At 39.8% G+C, this 14392-nt stretch carries 14 protein-coding genes and 1 pseudogene; 3 read left to right on the top strand and 12 right to left on the bottom strand.

Annotated elements, in window-relative coordinates; all coding sequences use genetic code 11:
• Positions 1–50: 50 nt before the first annotated feature.
• Both DDE80_RS06835 and murB read right to left on the bottom strand, forming a co-directional pair.
• Positions 51–803 (bottom strand): exodeoxyribonuclease III, encoded by a 753-nt coding sequence (locus DDE80_RS06835; protein WP_108306928.1) that lies wholly within the window; start codon positions 801–803, stop codon positions 51–53.
• 54 nt (positions 804–857) lie between these two features.
• The gene (gene murB, locus DDE80_RS06830) at positions 858–1772 is read right to left on the bottom strand and encodes a UDP-N-acetylmuramate dehydrogenase (RefSeq protein WP_108306970.1); all 915 of its coding nucleotides are present in this window, start codon (positions 1770–1772) and stop codon (positions 858–860) included.
• Between the two features lie 264 nt (positions 1773–2036).
• Here murB and DDE80_RS06825 point away from each other — a divergent pair, with 264 nt between their 5' ends.
• The 3 genes from DDE80_RS06825 to DDE80_RS06815 are packed head-to-tail and all read left to right on the top strand — an operon-like array spanning position 2037 to position 4815.
• A complete protein-coding gene (locus DDE80_RS06825) occupies positions 2037–3059 on the top strand; it encodes a FecCD family ABC transporter permease (RefSeq protein WP_108306969.1) in 1023 nt (340 codons plus the stop codon).
• A complete protein-coding gene (locus DDE80_RS06820; protein ID WP_108306927.1) occupies positions 3056–3844 on the top strand; it encodes a heme ABC transporter ATP-binding protein in 789 nt (262 codons plus the stop codon). Before DDE80_RS06825 ends, DDE80_RS06820 begins: the two co-directional genes overlap by 4 nt.
• The gene (locus DDE80_RS06815; RefSeq protein WP_108306926.1) at positions 3841–4815 is read left to right on the top strand and encodes an ABC transporter substrate-binding protein; all 975 of its coding nucleotides are present in this window, start codon (positions 3841–3843) and stop codon (positions 4813–4815) included. The genes DDE80_RS06820 and DDE80_RS06815 overlap by 4 nt, the downstream gene beginning before the upstream one ends.
• 47 nt (positions 4816–4862) lie before the next feature.
• On the opposite strand, the gene DDE80_RS06810 is transcribed toward DDE80_RS06815, so the two are convergent.
• From DDE80_RS06810 to DDE80_RS15390, 10 genes and pseudogenes are all read right to left on the bottom strand, one after another.
• Positions 4863–6590, bottom strand: coding sequence for an ABC transporter ATP-binding protein (locus DDE80_RS06810; RefSeq protein ID WP_108306925.1), 1728 nt, complete (start codon positions 6588–6590; stop codon positions 4863–4865).
• Between the two features lie 103 nt (positions 6591–6693).
• On the bottom strand, positions 6694–7827 hold the full coding sequence (locus DDE80_RS06805; RefSeq protein ID WP_108306924.1) for an NlpC/P60 family protein: 1134 nt from the start codon (positions 7825–7827) through the stop codon (positions 6694–6696).
• A gap of 265 nt (positions 7828–8092) precedes the next feature.
• The gene (locus tag DDE80_RS06800; protein ID WP_108306923.1) at positions 8093–10084 is read right to left on the bottom strand and encodes an ABC1 kinase family protein; all 1992 of its coding nucleotides are present in this window, start codon (positions 10082–10084) and stop codon (positions 8093–8095) included.
• Positions 10085–10197: 113 nt separating this feature from the next.
• Entirely contained in the window at positions 10198–11121 is a 924-nt protein-coding gene (locus tag DDE80_RS06795; RefSeq protein WP_235612294.1) for a c-type cytochrome, read from the bottom strand.
• 108 nt (positions 11122–11229) lie between these two features.
• Positions 11230–11859: a peroxiredoxin family protein gene (locus DDE80_RS06790; RefSeq protein ID WP_161952288.1), complete on the bottom strand. Its 630-nt coding sequence runs from the start codon at positions 11857–11859 to the stop codon at positions 11230–11232.
• A gap of 92 nt (positions 11860–11951) precedes the next feature.
• On the bottom strand, positions 11952–12656 hold the full coding sequence (locus tag DDE80_RS06785) for a DsbA family oxidoreductase (protein WP_108306921.1): 705 nt from the start codon (positions 12654–12656) through the stop codon (positions 11952–11954).
• Between the two features lie 64 nt (positions 12657–12720).
• Positions 12721–13023 carry a rhodanese-like domain-containing protein gene (locus tag DDE80_RS06780; protein ID WP_108306920.1) on the bottom strand — a complete coding sequence of 101 codons (303 nt, stop codon included), beginning with the start codon at positions 13021–13023 and terminating at the stop codon, positions 12721–12723.
• A 48-nt stretch (positions 13024–13071) separates the two neighbouring features.
• Positions 13072–13332 (bottom strand): metal-sensitive transcriptional regulator, encoded by a 261-nt coding sequence (locus tag DDE80_RS06775; RefSeq protein ID WP_108306919.1) that lies wholly within the window; start codon positions 13330–13332, stop codon positions 13072–13074.
• Between the two features lie 88 nt (positions 13333–13420).
• On the bottom strand, positions 13421–13975 hold the full coding sequence (locus DDE80_RS06770; protein WP_153060877.1) for a hypothetical protein: 555 nt from the start codon (positions 13973–13975) through the stop codon (positions 13421–13423).
• Between the two features lie 326 nt (positions 13976–14301).
• Positions 14302–14392 (bottom strand): annotated as a pseudogene (locus DDE80_RS15390) (RNA-guided endonuclease InsQ/TnpB family protein); the annotation flags it as partial.

Raw genomic sequence — 14392 nt, 5'->3', positions numbered from 1 at the left:
AATGATTGTTTGAATGTGTAGTCATTACGATTTAAAAAACACCTACGCTACTACAGCGTAAGTGTTAAATAAATTGGGCAGTGGTCACTACCTAGCACCTCATCGTGCATTTCGGATTGTGTAATATAAGGTGTTAATCGGTCACTCACAATAAAGTAATCAATACGCCAACCAATATTACGCTCACGTACTTTATTCATATAAGACCACCAACTGTAACGGTCTGTTGCTGTCGGGTATAAATGACGGAAGCTATCTGTAAAGCCTGTCGTTAAAAGACGTGTCATTTTTTCGCGCTCTTCTACTGTACAGCCTGAATTGCCCTCATTTGATTTAGCATTTTTTAAATCAAGTGCCGTATGCGCCACATTTAAATCTCCACAATAAATAACAGGCTTATGCTGATTTAGCTCTTGCAAGTACGTGTATAAACGATCTTCCCACGCTAAACGAAATGGTAAACGTGCGAGCGTACGCTGCGCATTAGGTGTATAAACATTAACAAAATAAAAATCATCAAATGTTAACGTAATAATACGCCCCTCTGCTTCGCTATCTTCTTCAATACCATAACGCACAGCGAGTGGCTCTTTTTTAGTAAAGACTGCTGTACCTGAGTAACCTTTCTTTTCTGCATCGTTCCAATATTGATAGTAGCCAGGTAAATCGAGCGTAACTTGCGCTGCCTGACACTTTGTTTCCTGTATCGCAAAAATATCCGCGTCTTGTTCATTAAAAAAATCCATAAAACCTTTTTTTAAACAAGCACGGATGCCGTTGACATTCCACGAAATAAATTTCATACACTTACCTCCATATTAAAAAAAGCTCCTCTACTAACTCGGAGCTCTGCTACTTTATTTTTCGTCACCAACAATTTTCACTTCGCGTTCAAGCGATACCCCAAACTTCTCTTTAACAACGCGTTGCACCATTTCGATTGTTTGGATATAGTCTGTCGCGGTTGCGCCGCCTTTATTGACAATAAAACCTGCGTGCTTAGTTGAAACCTCTGCACCACCAACACCCTTACCTTGTAGACCGCTATCTTGAATCAATTTACCCGCAAATTGGCCAGGTGGTCGTTTAAAGACACTGCCAGCTGACGGAAACTCTAAAGGTTGTTTTGTTTCGCGTTGGTGGGTAAGGTCTGCTATTTTTTCGTCAATCGCTTGCTGGTCACCTTTAGCTAACTCAAAGATTGAAGATAAAACATAGTAACCCTCCGTGGCAATACTACTCGTGCGGTAGCCTAATTTTAACGCTTCTTTCGACAGCGTAATAATCTCGCCCTCTTTGGTTAATACTGTTGATGAAACAATAATGTCATTAATTTCGCCGCCATATGCGCCTGCATTCATTGCCATTGCGCCGCCAATAGAGCCAGGAATACCACAAGCAAACTCAAAGCCTGTTAAACTTGCCGCTGCTGCTTGCTTAGATACATCTTTAATTAATGCACCGGCCTCTGCATATACAGTTATACCCTCTACACGTATTGCGTCAAGCGCCGAAAATGTAATCACGATGCCGCGTAATCCGCCGTCACGCACAACCATATTTGAGCCATTACCTAACATTAATAAAGGTACATTTCGCGCATGAGCATAAGCTACAATTTGTTGTGCTTGTTCGATTGTTTCAGGTAAAACAAAAATATCAGCATTGCCTCCAAGTTTTGTCATCGTATATAAATGAAGCGGCTCATCAACACGCAGTTGTGAGGGTGCTACAATTTGCTGTAAGTCTTTAATCCACTGTGATTTTGTCATATTTGACCTTTTCCCTTCCATATTAAACTATTCCTTATTCTTTAGTGTAACGACTTTTGTACAGAAAGTAAATTACACAACTTAACGCTAGAAAAACAACGTTTTATCATCATTCACTACACTTTTTACTTACTTAAGTAAGATAGTTAGATGTTTATCAAGTTCTTTCGCATTTGTAATCGTTTTTTGATACGCTTGCAAGTGGTTATCACTCTCAAGAAAGAAGATTATGCGTTGCTAAAACATAAAATACCTTTGGTCATCATGAGCTTAGTCGCATTGCTTTTCATTGCCATGACATTTGCAATTATTGTTGGGTCCGTAGCGATAACACCTTCTATTGTATGGCGCGTTATTTTTAGTCATATGCCTTTTTTTGGTAATGTTATCGAAGCCGACTGGACGAAGGCACAAGAAATTATTATTTGGGAGCTGCGTGTACCGCGTACTATTTTAGCTATGATTGTTGGTGCAGGCCTTGCCATTTCAGGAGCTGCCATTCAAGCACTTGTGCGCAACTCGATTGCTGACCCTTATATTTTAGGTGTATCATCAGGCGCATCGGTTGGTGCAACAGCCGTTATTTTATTTGGCGCTTTTTCTTTTTTAGGCATCTATGCACTATCGTTCGCCTCGTTTTTGGGTGCACTGCTCGCAGTCATCGTAGTCTTTATGTTAGCGAAAGTACACGGTCGTATTTCTGTTATTCGCTTACTACTCGCAGGTATAGCGATTTCATTAGTGCTCTCTGCCATTACTAACTTTATGTTGCTCATGTCAAAACAAGAGGGCGGCATTAAAGCTGTTATGTACTGGATGCTAGGAAGTTTAGGCGGCGCGAAATGGAGTGTGCTACCAATTCCACTCATTACCTTTATTATTGTATTTACTTTTTTATATTTACAGTACCGCAATTTAAATGTATTGCTGATGGGTGAGGAAGCTGCCATTACATTAGGGATGAATGTGGATCGTTTCCGTAAAATACTCATTTTAGCAGTTTCTCTACTCACTGGTGTTATCGTTGCGGTTAGTGGCGCTATCGGTTTTGTAGGACTTATTATCCCACATATTGTACGTCTTCTTGTTGGCTCAAATTACAAGCATGTGCTACCCATTAGTGCACTTGTTGGCGCAATCTTTTTAGTTATCGCTGATGCCGTTGCTCGGACCATCATTGCACCAGAAGAAATGCCTATCGGTATTATTACTGCATTATGCGGAAGCCCATTCTTCATTTGGATGCTACGCCGCAACTCCTATTCATTTGGGGAGGGAGATACATGACAATTGAAGCAAAAGCAGTCAGTTATCGCATTGTAGATAAGCAAATTTTGCACGATATATCTCTTAACGTGCAATCTCAAGAATTTGTCGGGCTCATTGGCCCAAATGGTAGTGGGAAATCTACCTTATTAAAAAATATGTATCGTTTATTACAACCTGAACATGGACAAATTATTTTATACGACGAGGACATTCGTCAACAAAAAGATAAAGCTATCGCTAAAAAGATGGCAGTTGTTGGGCAAGAGTCTCCAGTATTATTTGACTTCTCTGTTCGTGACATCGTAGCAATGGGAAGAGCTCCTCATAAAAAGATGTTTGCACTTGACGATAAAGATGATGTTATTATTATTGATCAAGCTTTACAACAAGCTGGTATTAGCCACTTAGCCAATCGTGATTTCAGTTCATTATCCGGTGGCGAAAAAAAGCGCGCCATTATTGCACGCGCACTCACCCAACAAGCTAAATTATTAATTTTAGATGAGCCTACTAACCACTTAGACATTAAACATCAATTGCAAGTAATGGACTTGATTAGTTCGTTAAAACTTACCGTTCTCGTTGCACTACATGATTTAAATATTGCTGCTACGTACTGTGATCGTATTTATGTAATTAAAGATGGTCGTGTCGTTACAAGCGGCACACCTGTCGAAGTACTAACGCCTCAATTACTGCGGAAAGTATTTGATGTACACGCTGAAGTAACGCTACATCCGCTTACACAAAGACCAAGCATTACGTATTTATCAGAAAAACAAATAAAGGAGCATTTACAATGAAAAAATTTTATTTACTCGTGACGCTTGCATTAACACTACTATTAGCCGCTTGCGGTAACGACACAAAAGATGAGGTAAAAACACCAGCTTCTGAAAATGATAAAAATGAAGTAGTAACAATAGAAAACAATGACTTAACATTTACGTATGATCAAGCACCAACACGCGCGATTAGCTTAAACCAGCATGTTACCGAAATTATGCTGGCACTTGGACTTGAAGACTCAATGGTAGGAACAGCTTATTTAGACGACGAAATCTACCCACCTTTAAAAGATGCTTATGATAAGGTGCCCGTATTAGCTGCTGAATATCCTTCTAAAGAACAAGTTATTGAAGCTGAAGCGGACTTTTTATATGGGGGCTGGCCAAGTGCATTAGCCGAAAAATCTATCGGTACTGCAGCTGAGTGGCAAGAGATGGGTGTTAATAGCTACCTTCAAACATCATCTGTTATGAATGAGCCTAAACTTGAAGATATTTTTACGGATATCCGTAATATCGCTAAAATCTTCCGCATTGAAGAACGCGGTGAATCATTAATTGAAGAATTACAATCTAATGTGGGTGCTATTCAAGCTCAGCTTCCTGAACAGTCAGATGCAGTGCGCGTATTTGTTTATGATAGTGGTGATAAAGAATTGCTAACAGCAGCACAAAATATTATGAATAACTTTATTACACAAGCTGGTGGCGATAATATCTTTAAATCAATCGAAAAAGGCTGGACTAGCGTGTCGAAAGAAGACGTTGTCACACACGACCCTGAAGTAATCGTTATTATGGATTACGGTGGTACGCCACTTGAAGATAAAATGACGTTTCTTAAAAATGACCCTGCCTTAAAAAATACAACAGCTGTAAAAAATGAACACTTCGTAATTATGCCATTATCTGCGGCATCTGAGGGTGTACGTGCAGCTGAAGCAATTGAAACATTAGCAAAAGGTTTTTACCCGGACAACTTTTAAAAAGAAAAAATGTGAGACGATTTTTAAAATCGCCTCACATTTTTTTGCTATGCTAAGCCTTGTCCTGCCGAAAACTCGCGATACAAAGCATGTGTTTTAAGTAATTCTTCATGCGTGCCACGCCCTGTAATGCGTCCCTTTTCGATAAAAATAATTTGGTCTGCATGTAAAATCGTAGCAAGGCGATGCGCAATAACTAAAGTTGTACGCCCTTGCATTAAATGATGCAAAGCCTCTTGTACATAAATTTCTGAGCCACTATCTAAGTTAGATGTTGCTTCATCTAATAATAAAATTTGCGGATTGTGTAGCAAAGCACGGGCAATCGCAATACGTTGACGCTGACCACCAGATAGCTTTATACCACGCTCTCCCACTTCTGTATCAAAGCCTTGCTCAAGGTCTTCGATAAACTGCATAGCGTTGGCATACTTAGCCGCCTGCACTACAGCCTCCATAGGTGGTTGCTCCTTAAAGCCGTACGTAATATTATGCAAAATTGTGCCACTAATTAATGGACTCTCCTGCGAAACATAGCCAATTTTACCTCGCCAATGTGCCAGCGCAATATCATCAATCGCATGATTATCCATAGTAATTTGCCCCGCTGTTGCATCATAAAAACGCTCCACCAATGAAAAGATGGTTGTTTTACCGCCACCACTTGGTCCTACAAAGGCAGTAACCTCACCTCGCCCTGCTGTAAACGTCACATCCTGTAAAATAGGCTTGTCTGCAGTGTAATGGAAAGATACACCTTGAAAGCTAATCTCTCCATCTGCTACTTGAGCTAAGCCATCCTCTCGCTCCGCTGGCATATGCAAAATTTCTTGGATACGCTCTGTTGCACCCATTGCCTTTTGGAAAGCTGTAAAGAACATAGCCATTTGAGCAAAAGGCATAATGATTTGGAATAAGTAAAAAATAATAGCGACCAAATCACCCGCAGTTAAGTTACCGTTAGCCACTTGTGAGCCGCCATAACCTAATATCACAACGAGTACACCCATCATAATGAGTGTCATCATTGGCGAAATAATCGCCTGGATACGTGCCTCTTTTAAGCCGAAATTAAAGAGATTTTTAATTGCTTTGTCACCACGCGCATCTTCTAAGGGCTCTGCACGGTAAGCTTTCACTAAACGAATATCAGCTAATATGCGACCCAGCAAGCCTGAAAATGACGCCATTTCCTTTTGCCTTGCTGAAGCAATTTTATGCATAATGCGCCCAAGCGGAATAATAATAATAAATGCGACGGGCACACTCACTAATAAAATAAGCGTCATCTTCCAATCAATATAAAACAATAAAGCAACTGCACCTAAAATAGATAGTACGCCTGACACGACATTAACGAGGTGCTGGGTAATTAAATCATTTAATGTCGACGTATCTTGTGTAATGCGGCTCATCGTTTCGCCTGTTTCGTTTTCATCATAATACGTCACAGGTAAACGTAAAACTTTATGCCATAGCTTTTCGCGAAGATCCGCTACAATACGTTCACCTATAAATGTTAATAAATAAAAACTTACGCCACCTGCAATTGCCTGCGCAATAAATACAATGGCGAGTAGCGCCATGATTTTCCAGTTAAATACGGTTGTCGTTAGGGAGTTAACTAAATCCTTAGTAACTAAAGGTACGACTAAACCTGCCGCTGTTTGGATAAGCGTCAGCGTGAGGGCAATCATCATAATGCCTACAGGCCAGTTTAATGACTTTAATAATTGTAAAAAAGTTTTTACCGCTGAGGGTTGTTGTTTGTTCATAGCTCGCTCCTTTATAGCTAGTGTACAAAAAAGGAGCGCTCTCTTCCAATGAGAAGAAAGCACTCCTTGATTTCACTAAAGATGATTAGCGTTAATCGACAACTTAAGGACGACCATAGCCAACGATATATTGTTGCCACCAGCTACCTAATGGCTCCACCGTAACACCGCTATTTTGCGAGTTAATCATCATATTATTTCCTAAATAAATCCCTACGTGTGCAATACCTGAGCCATAGCTAAAGAACACTAAGTCACCTGGTTGTGCGGCACTTGCTGATACACGTGAGGTAGCAAGATATTGCTGAGCTGCTGTACGTGGTAATGAAATACCTGCTTTAGCATAAGAATATTGCGTTAAGCCTGAGCAGTCAAAGCTCGTTGCTGGTGAAGCACCGCCCCAGCTATACGGCATACCGACATATTTATGTGCTTCTGCAATAGCTGTACCTACACCGCCACCAACAGGTTTTACAGGTCCAGCAGGTACTGCCGCCGCTTTAGGCGTAGATACATCAGCTTGTGGTGCCTCAACGTTGTTAAATTGTTGTTGTTGCAACGCACGTAGTTGTGCGGCACGTTCTTCCGCTTCTTTACGCTCACGTTCTAAACGTTCTTCTTCTTGCTTTGTCGCAATTTTTTCTTTTAGCTTTAACGATTTAGCCTCGTTTTCTGCTTTTTTAACTTCAATTTCGCCTTCTTGTTCTTGTAAAGCTTGGAATTGCTTTTCAAGTTCTGCCTTTTTTTCAGCTAACACTTTCTTTTGTGCCTTTAACGCATTGTTATCTGCCGTCTGCTCATCAATTAAGGTTTGGTCAGCAGTTAAAAATGTTTTTACAGCTACGACACGGTCCATCATATCCGTAATACTTGAAGCGCTGAATACAGCGTCTACATATAAATTAACACCCGAGTCTTTCGCTTGGTAAGCGCGCATACGATCGGCTAATAAAGCACTACGTTTTTCAATACGTGCTGTTGTCTCAGCGATATCTGCATCGACTTCTTTAATTTCTTTAGCTACTTGTTCAAAAACTTTAACTTTAGCGTCGCGTTCTTTTTGTAATTTTGCTAATTCTGTTGCTAGCGCTTTCACTTCTTCATCGATTTTTTGCTTTTGGGCCATCATTTCTTGTGATGACTCCTCCGCTTGTACCTCAATAGGTAGCGTACTAAAAGCAATACCACCTGCTAGCGTTAAAGCTAGCCATGTTCGTTTTGTATACTTCGAAATCACGTTTCCTCATTTCCTTTCCTTCAATCTATGTATATGTTCCTTCACTTAAATGCATTTTTACACTCAACGATATTCATTCTAGCACTTTTCACATAGCAAGCCTAGTTACTCAACTGTTATTTAATCTAAAAGTAATACTGAAACACGATTGTAATATTGAATGTTCACTAGCCAAATTTGTAATAAATCCCTTCTACATAACAAAAAAATGCCAAACCAACATATGTTGGTTTAACATTTTTCTCTTTATTCTCATCTCTTTTATTCAACCGCCTTTTGTATGCCGTAGCGCTTGTATCGATAATCGAACGAGCAAAATAGCACATAGAAATAAGCCCAAATAAGCGGTCGTATTTAAATATACAGCGTAAGAAGCATGAATAAATTGAGAGATAGCTAATAAAGCTACTGAAATAATACCGAACGTAATCCCTACAAATAACAGCACCATTTGCGAAAATAAATGCGTAATAAATTTAGCATTATGCTCATCAGAAAAGATGTCGTGATGTAAAATAATTTTTCCACTCTCTACTCGCTGAATGAGCTGATCGACGCGGCGCGGTAACTTTCTAATATTCGGCAGTAATTGTACTAATTCTTCCTCTAATTTATCACGTGTTTCTTTTGGCTCTGTAAACGGCTTGACGAGTAAATCGCGCATATAGCTTGCCGAAAAAGCTTTCGCCTCTGTAAAAATATCAAAGTCTTTATCAATGACACGTAACGTACCGTCTAGTGTCACAAAAGACCTTAGCGCTAACGCTACAGATGGGTAGAAGGCTAATTCAAAATCGCGTACAACTTTAAAGAGGGAATAAATTAACTCCTCCGTCGGTATGCGATCAACGAACGAGACTTTCAGTAATAGCTGATTAATCGCTTGCTCCATTCGCGCTCGTTGTGTAGGGTCATTTTCCTCTACTAATAACGTTAAACCATCGTAGAGTACACCTGCATCTGCTTGGCGTATCCCCATTAAAAATAACTTTAGCCCTTCTTGCTGTGCAGCGCCTAATCGCCCTACAGCGCCAAAATCAATTAACACAGGATGCCCTGTTTTTTCATCAATAAAAATATTACCTGGATGTGGGTCTGCATGGAAAATCCCTGAATACAGCATCTGCTCAAAAAATGAAAACAATACAGTTCGAGCAAATTGTGTACGGTCAATCGCTAACCTTCTAAAATGAAAATCTGCTTCTGCTATACTTGCGCCTTCAATGTATTCCATTACAATAACCGAATCGCTACAATACTGTGTATACATTTTAGGTATGCGCACAGGATAAGCGCTCTTTTTTAATACATTACGCACTTGCAAAGTGTTACGCACTTCAATATCAAAGTGAATTTCCTCGCTTAAGCCATCCGCAAAGCCGATAGCGAGCTCTTTAAAGCCCATATTTTCTGCCCATGCTGACTTGCTAGCAAACCAACTTGCAAATTCCACCAAAATGGTAACATCATTTAGCATGATTTCTTTTACTTCAGGGCGCAATAATTTAACGACGACTTGTTCACGTGTCGTTGTTAATTGAGCACGGTGTACTTGTCCAATTGAAGCAGAAGCAATTGGCTTAGCTTCAAAAACGGCAAATGCTTCGTCAATGCTGACAGGCAAAGCATCAGCTAATACGCGAAGGGACTCAGCTTCACTTAAGGGGGGTACACCTTGCTGTAACTTTTCTAATTCTTCAATAAAAATAGGAGAGAATAATTCTTTACGCGTTGATAATACTTGCCCAAATTTAATAAAAATACCGCCACATTGCTCTAATGTACGACGAAGAGCAATCGCTAACTCCCGCTCATTTTCTCGTTGTCTTGCATATTTTATCGTTTGCACCACACCATTAGTAACAGCGATGCGTAGCACTTGGCGCAAGCGCTTCTGTTGGCGCCAGTACAATCTCACTCTAGCTAGTAAAGAGCGCTGACCGCGCGTCTCTTGCACGCTAATCCCTATAGGATCAAAAAGCTCAAACACTAAATACAACAGCATTGCAATTAATAGCATGCTGCCTACCCAAACGAGTGTGCTCACTTCAAATATGGCGTCGAGCAATGTGCCTTGCAAAATAGTCGTATGTTGTAAATACGAGTACCAATATACAAAAGTTGTTAACGCTAAGCTTAACAATACAGATGTGATACGTTTAGCAAATGATAGCTTTGTACCGATTAAACGTCCTGTTACAATATAAATAAAAAAACCTACAACGAGTACTTCTATTGCAAATTTCACATAAATCATCACGTCACCTCACTTTCTATTATACAAATTGTCTGTTCACATACCTACTAATTATCTTTATACCAAAAAAACCGGCATCACGTTGTTACGCGATACCGGTTACTTGTTATTTATTACTTGCCTACTACCTTTGCCCAGTCAATCGTACCGTCTTTTACTTGTTGACGTTTTTCTTTGTCCATAATATCCGTTGGACGTTCCATACCTGGGAAATCTTTATCGTGGTTTTTCCACTCTGGACGATCTTGCGATAAAATAAATGCTGCTAAGTCTGCTGCTTCTTGGTCTGTTAATGTACCTGCTGCGCCTACTGGCATATTATTTTTCACATAGCCCGCCATCTTACCAATACGTGATAAACCCGCGCCATCATTGAATGAGTCTGGACCCCAAAGTGCTGGACCTGTATTAGCACCAATACCTTGACCATCTGCACCGTGACATGCGATACAAGATTGTTGGTAAACTTTTTCACCGTCTTCTACGCTCGGTACAGGAATATCATCCATTGTGTTTTTCATTGCCCAATCGCGATCGGCACCTACTGGAATACCTTCTGAAATGTAAGCAAAATATGCTACCATTGCTTCCATCTCATCGCTATCTACGGCAAATTTCTTACCGTTCATACTACGAACCATACAGCCATTAATACGTTCTTCAATTGTTACAATACCGCCTGAGCGGCCAATATACTGTGGATATGCGCCTGTTACACCAACTAAAGAAGAAGAATCTCGATCATAACCCGCACCTGCGTGACAGCTTGTACAAGATAATTGATTACCTACGAAGTCTGCTGCGACTACATTTGTTTCGTTTACTAAATCATAGCCATAAAGGATGGCTTCCTTCATTGGACCGTCCGGAACCTCTTCAATACTTGGCGGTGCATATTCGACAGTGGTTGATGGTGCTGTAGCTACAGTCGAAGCTGCGTTATCGTTGCTATTTAACATTTTATCACCATAAATTGCCCCGATTAACATTGCTCCAATTAACGCTAGACCTGCACCTATCCCTAAAACCATTCTCATAATATACCCCTCCTTGTATGTGTTATCTTCATGATACGAGATAACATGAAAAGAGGCTGTGAGATTTCTCACACTTCATACTTTTTTCATAAAATTGAGAAGTAAGTACTACTCGTCCATTTCACCTAATAATTTGATTAACAAATCATCTGTCACTGGACCTGTGATTTGGCGCTCAATCGCACCATCTTCATTTAAAATAAATGTCGTTGGAATTGTAATTATGCCATACTGTGTTGCAATTGCACCTGTTTCATCTAACAACACGGGGAAGTTTAAGCCATATTCATCGACAAACTTTTTAATCCCACCAATGCCGCTTTTTTCTTGTTGAGTTAAGTTTACTGCTACGATTTCTGTATTTAAGTCAGCGGCATGTTGATTTTGAAAATCTACCATATGTGGCATCTCTGCTTTACACGGTGGACACCAAGAAGCCCAAAAGTTCAATACTACTTTTTTGCCTTGATAAGATGACAATGTCTCTTTTTGTCCGCCTAAATTTGCCGCTTCGAAATCGGGCGCATATACGACATCAGGTTGTTGTGCTGTTGTCTCGTCTGCTGTCGTTGTCTGCTCCTGCTGTTTATTAACGCGTTCTTGTTGTGCTTTTTCTTGCGCTTCTTGTTGTGCCTTCTTCGTTTGATTATTGTCATATGCTGTGTAACCTACCCAAGCTACAGCAATGACTAATAATGCGATAACGAGATACTGCACAGGATTTTTTTTCTTTTCCACGTAGTACCCTCCTATGTATTGTTTAACTTTTCATCATTTTGCCACAATAAAAGCTCTTAAGCAAAGAGGTTGCTTAAGAGCTAACTAAACTATTAATTACAATTGCCATCCATATCACAGGCAGCCCCACTCGTACCCATCATATTGAGCGTGGGTTTGTCACCCGCAATTTCAGCTGCTTGATGTAACGTTTTAATAAAAACTTCATCAGGTTCTGCCCCAATAATTCCATAACGATTTTCAAAAACAAAGAAAGGTACACTTTGCACACCAATTTGCATCGCATCATAACGGTCGACATCAATTTGTGATTGATATGCTTCTGTTTCGTACACTTCTTTTGCTTGTGTCACGTCTAAACCAAGTTGTGCTACTCGTTGCATCACTTGATTTTCATCATTTAAGTCTAAGCCTTTTGTAAAGTAGCCATCTGTTAGTAAATCAAATAATTCATTACCCTTTTTAAAGTCTTGCGCCCATTTTACTAAACGATGAAGTTTTTCAGTGTTAGCTACTTTCATCTCTTCAAAATTGTACGTAAGACCTACCTCGCTTGCGCGTCCTTGAATACTATCCATTAATGACGCCATCTTTGTTTCATTCCCATCAAATTTCGCGCGAAGACTATCCAAATAACTTGGTGCGTTATGCTTTGGCGCATTAGGATCTAACTGATACGCTTTATATTCAATTTCTACTTGCCCTTCATAGCCAGCTTGTCGAATCGCTTTCTCTAATTGCACTTTACCAATATAACAAAACGGACATACAAAATCCGTAAACATTTCGATTTTCATACCTTTTCCTCCTATACTATACAGGGTATCTATTCGTGTAAAAAAAGAGGGCATATCGCCCTTTTTAAAAAATAATTTCATCATGCCAATCAAGCATACCACCAGTCATATTATAGGCGTCTATATCAAACTGACGCAAATACATTGTCACATTATAACTGCGGCTTCCGCTACGGCAAACGATAATATACTTCTTATCATGTTCTTTTAAGCTATCTACAGCATAAGGAATTTGCCCCATCGGAATATGCACGATGCCTTCAATATGGCCGGTTTCGATTTCGTGCTGTTCACGCACATCAATTACCACTAATTCTTCGCCCGCTGCTAAAGCGCTCGCAACTTGCTCTGTTGTCATTTCATACATCGATAAAATCTCCCTAACTGTTAAGTTTGAACTTAACTATACCATTTTTCATCGACTTTTAACGACTAAATCCATCGCCTCTTGAACCGCTCCGTCCATTTTGGCTTGATCACCTTCTGCATTTCGCACACATTCTAGTAAATTATCGCTAACAATAACGCCAATCGCACGGTCAACTGCTGAACGAACTGCTGATAGTTGCATAATTACGTCTTTACAATCTTGCTCTTCTTCCATCATGCGCAGTACACCTCTAAGCTGGCCTTCCATACGTTTTACGCGGTTTAATGCTTTTGTATCGTACGCCATGTTTCGTCCCCCATTTCATCTTGTACATTAATCTTAATACCCCTATCCGTATAAGTCAAAAAATCACGCTCTTTTTAGGAACGTGATTTCACTTTAGGGCAATTTGTAATTTATCATATAAGGCTTCTTCTGTTCGCTCTGTACTCGTTCCGATAATTACACTCTGTGCATTTTCTCCAAACATCACAAAATGAGGGTGCATACAGGCATGTAAATAAGCAAAGCTTTGCGTACGGCGATCTTGAATAACAGGTTTATAAGTTACGTATTTGTATTGGGTAGCTGCAAAGAAGTTATTTTCTACTGCATAGCGATAATTATGACGTAAAAAATGCATCAAGTCATTCGCGCTATTAATCGTAGCGCGAAAACTCGGTACACCTTTATGATACACAGCATTACCTTGCATCGTTAACACAGAGCCGATGTCGCTAATCCACTCAATAGTGTCATCTGTTAAAATCGCGCTACGCACATCATCATACCCCTCAAATGTAATATAAAAGGGGTAAGTAAAATAGCGCTGTATTAGCTCATTAAATATAGCAGGAGCTGAAGCAATCGTACTCGTTAATTCATATACACTATAATCACCTTCAATAAAACAGTTCACTTCATCGGGCTGGATTTTTGTTATGTCCATAAGCTCTCCTTCGTGCACATTAATTTGCATTCACCTTGAACTAGCACTTTTAGTAATTTTATCATGTAGCGTTAGGATAGTGTCCTCAAAAATTTCACAGTTCGTACTATAAGTACTGTCTAGTGTCATTATATCATTCCATCCTATTTATATCCTGCACCATATAAGATAAGACTGATTTTATGAGTGAAGTGTAAACGAGTGAACTACCCACCACTTATTGACCTTGCGGTCTAATTGAAGTGGGGGCTTCTCGACTTATCGTTGCTTTTACTAGCCAACGAAAACTAACCGAGCTAACCCTCTTGTTCCAAGAGTTTTTGTTTCTATGCTAATGCCAATAGGCGAATGCCTTCATTTTTGATATTGATGGCTGAATTATAGTCACGATATGCCACATACCCACATGAACAACGG

This window comes from Metalysinibacillus jejuensis, from assembly GCF_003057615.1.
Taxonomy (GTDB): Bacteria; Bacillota; Bacilli; order Bacillales_A; family Planococcaceae; genus Metalysinibacillus; species Metalysinibacillus jejuensis.
Note: the sequence above shows the minus strand (reverse complement) of the source record. Positions and strands in the feature narration are given on the sequence as shown.

Coding starts and splice junctions, on each gene's coding strand:
- DDE80_RS06835 (WP_108306928.1), bottom strand. CDS start 803: ATGAAATTTATTTCGTGGAATGTCAACGGCATCCGTGCTTGTTTAAAA.
- murB (WP_108306970.1), bottom strand. CDS start 1,772: ATGACAAAATCACAGTGGATTAAAGACTTACAGCAAATTGTAGCACCC.
- DDE80_RS06825 (WP_108306969.1), top strand. CDS start 2,037: ATGAGCTTAGTCGCATTGCTTTTCATTGCCATGACATTTGCAATTATT.
- DDE80_RS06820 (WP_108306927.1), top strand. CDS start 3,056: ATGACAATTGAAGCAAAAGCAGTCAGTTATCGCATTGTAGATAAGCAA.
- DDE80_RS06815 (WP_108306926.1), top strand. CDS start 3,841: ATGAAAAAATTTTATTTACTCGTGACGCTTGCATTAACACTACTATTA.
- DDE80_RS06810 (WP_108306925.1), bottom strand. CDS start 6,590: ATGAACAAACAACAACCCTCAGCGGTAAAAACTTTTTTACAATTATTA.
- DDE80_RS06800 (WP_108306923.1), bottom strand. CDS start 10,084: ATGATTTATGTGAAATTTGCAATAGAAGTACTCGTTGTAGGTTTTTTT.
- DDE80_RS06795 (WP_235612294.1), bottom strand. CDS start 11,121: ATGAGAATGGTTTTAGGGATAGGTGCAGGTCTAGCGTTAATTGGAGCA.
- DDE80_RS06785 (WP_108306921.1), bottom strand. CDS start 12,656: ATGAAAATCGAAATGTTTACGGATTTTGTATGTCCGTTTTGTTATATT.
- DDE80_RS06780 (WP_108306920.1), bottom strand. CDS start 13,023: ATGTATGAAATGACAACAGAGCAAGTTGCGAGCGCTTTAGCAGCGGGC.
- DDE80_RS06775 (WP_108306919.1), bottom strand. CDS start 13,332: ATGGCGTACGATACAAAAGCATTAAACCGCGTAAAACGTATGGAAGGC.
- DDE80_RS06770 (WP_153060877.1), bottom strand. CDS start 13,975: ATGGACATAACAAAAATCCAGCCCGATGAAGTGAACTGTTTTATTGAA.